General features: G+C 58.0%; 3 protein-coding genes. 1 reads left to right on the top strand and 2 read right to left on the bottom strand.

Annotated features, from left to right (window positions below; translation table 11 throughout):
- Positions 1–15 precede the first annotated feature (15 nt).
- Positions 16–720: an Abi family protein gene (locus tag A3840_RS01715; RefSeq protein ID WP_165603103.1), complete on the bottom strand. Its 705-nt coding sequence runs from the start codon at positions 718–720 to the stop codon at positions 16–18.
- Between the two features lie 307 nt (positions 721–1,027).
- Positions 1,028–1,252 carry a hypothetical protein gene (locus A3840_RS19380; protein ID WP_131798212.1) on the bottom strand — a complete coding sequence of 75 codons (225 nt, stop codon included), beginning with the start codon at positions 1,250–1,252 and terminating at the stop codon, positions 1,028–1,030.
- Between the two features lie 294 nt (positions 1,253–1,546).
- Here A3840_RS19380 and A3840_RS01710 point away from each other — a divergent pair, with 294 nt between their 5' ends.
- Positions 1,547–1,960, top strand: a complete 414-nt coding sequence (locus A3840_RS01710; protein WP_067450938.1) for a hypothetical protein — start codon at positions 1,547–1,549, stop codon at positions 1,958–1,960.
- Positions 1,961–2,020: the final 60 nt, after the last annotated feature.

Raw genomic sequence — 2,020 nt, 5'->3', positions numbered from 1 at the left:
GATTGACGCTGAGGCTCACCCTGTTTGACGCGCAGCAGCCCCCTTAGGCCACTTCGGCGTGATGGCCAGTGGCTTGTTCCACAAGCGGCTGTGGTGGGCGCAGATATTCCGGATGACGTTGAGACTGCGCAACCACGATTCCAGCGTCTGACCGTCCGTTACCTGGTAGAGTGCGGCAATCTGGTCCTTGTCCGCTACCTTCATGCCGCCGAAGAAGTGCGACAGCATGCCGAAGTCCCACAGCTCGACGGCCATCCAGATAGGCAGGTGGCTTTGGGGATAGCGCGATTTGAAGTGCTTGACGAATTCTTCCTTGGAGTCCCGGAAAAGACTGTCCTGCTTGTCGAGCCACTTCTGGTGGCCGGTGAGGCCGGTGTTGACGTTAACCTTCTTGGCAAAGTTGCCGTGTAGTAGAGTCCCGAGCCGGTGTGCGTTGCGGTCATGTTGACCGAGCAGCAACGCGATGTCGGTGCGGACGGCGACCTCGATGCGCTCCAGCCCGTCCATCACCAGCATGCGCAGCTTCTTGTCGAAAACATATAGCTCGAGACAACTGGAGAAGGTGGTCCCGGCCTTGAAATTATCGCCCACGACCTCGAACTGGTGCCCAGCCTGCATCACCAGCTGTGATTCCCGGAAGGGATACCAGTAGGCACTAAGCCGATAGTATCCGATGCGGGAAAGGCACTCTTCTGCTTTGACCTGGTCAGTAATGACCATGCCCCGGGACTGTAGGAGCGCGACTTGCTGTGCGGGAGGGAGGTACGGCTTAAGGTAAGTGCTCATTAAAAACTTACCATAAAACACGAAGACCGCCCCGTACATCTAAAAGATGCAGTGGGGGCGGCCATGTTGGGTGCAACATAGGACAACTTGTCCCGAGTTGCAACCAAATAATGTCCTGCCTGGCAAAGTGGTTGCCTTGCCAGAAATCATACAGCAGACCGTCCAGCGACTCAATCGTCCCGCCGCCGCGCCCGCGTCCTGGTCCTCGCTGCGTACGCGCGGCCTGCTCCACCTGGCCACGCTACCGCGCCAGCACATGCTCGCGGGCCTTGCGCCACCCCGTCAACGCATCCGTCAGCATCGCCACAATCCGCTGTATCTGGACCGCCCGCTTCGTTGCACCGGCATGATTTCTTGCGGCCTCGGCTTTCCGTTCCCGCTCGGCCTCGGCCGCCTTCATTCGGTTGAACGGAATTGCCCGCGCCGGATGTGTCCCTCCATCCGCCTGTTTTGAACCAATAGTCATAACGGCGCCGGAACCGCGGCCTGCCGCCCGCTCCGTAGGATATCCTCCCGCAGGGCCACATTCCCGTTTTGACGGGACCGCCTGATGGACGCACTTCGCACAGGCAGCCGGAAGTATTTCTGACTCCGGATGCGGCTCTGAGAATCAAGGGTCCTATTCTTCGCAAATTACGCTTCCGCTGCGATCTAGCCATTGCCGACAAGGATTATTGGGTTGTGCCATGCGTTTTTCCGGGCGACCGTTTTTCTCAAGTGACGGCTTCCGATTCTTGGAAAGCCTTCTAGGTGGAAACGGATGCGTAAGGATTTCCGAATGGTGAAATGGAGAAATGGGACGTTTCAGGTAACCAATCTCAAGCTCAACAAGGTGGTGTTTAAGGCACGCCTCAAGGGCGGCTTGGCCATCGTCAACGCCTTGGTGACGAAGGATGACTTCGAATTCTTTTGCATCATGCACCCGATGAGCGGACGCTTGTTGGGCTGGCTCTGCTGCCCTACCCATTTCGTGCAGGAGATCGTAGACGAACTTCTCGATTTGCATAACTGGCGCTCGGTCGGCCGCGAAGGTGATCTGCCGCCGGAGGCAGAGGCTGCGTTGGCGCGGTTCAGCAGCGAGCGCCTCTTTCTTCGCCAGCTTCCCGACGGTTTGCGGAATGGGATTGCCATGGAGGCATCTGTGATGGAGCACGACGCTGCGGAAGCGGCGTAGCGGCAGGGTTGGCACCATTCAACCTAGGTCCTGTTGACAAAGTATGGCATCCATATCCTT

Source organism: Devosia elaeis, from assembly GCF_001650025.1.
GTDB classification, from domain to species: domain Bacteria; phylum Pseudomonadota; class Alphaproteobacteria; order Rhizobiales; family Devosiaceae; genus Devosia; species Devosia elaeis.
This window is presented reverse-complemented; position numbering and strand designations above follow the sequence as displayed.

Excerpts from the sequence above, each read along its gene's own strand:
- A3840_RS01715 (WP_165603103.1), bottom strand. The coding sequence starts at position 720 with ATGGTCATTACTGACCAGGTCAAAGCAGAAGAGTGCCTTTCCCGCATC.
- A3840_RS19380 (WP_131798212.1), bottom strand. The coding sequence starts at position 1,252 with ATGACTATTGGTTCAAAACAGGCGGATGGAGGGACACATCCGGCGCGG.
- A3840_RS01710 (WP_067450938.1), top strand. The coding sequence starts at position 1,547 with ATGCGTAAGGATTTCCGAATGGTGAAATGGAGAAATGGGACGTTTCAG.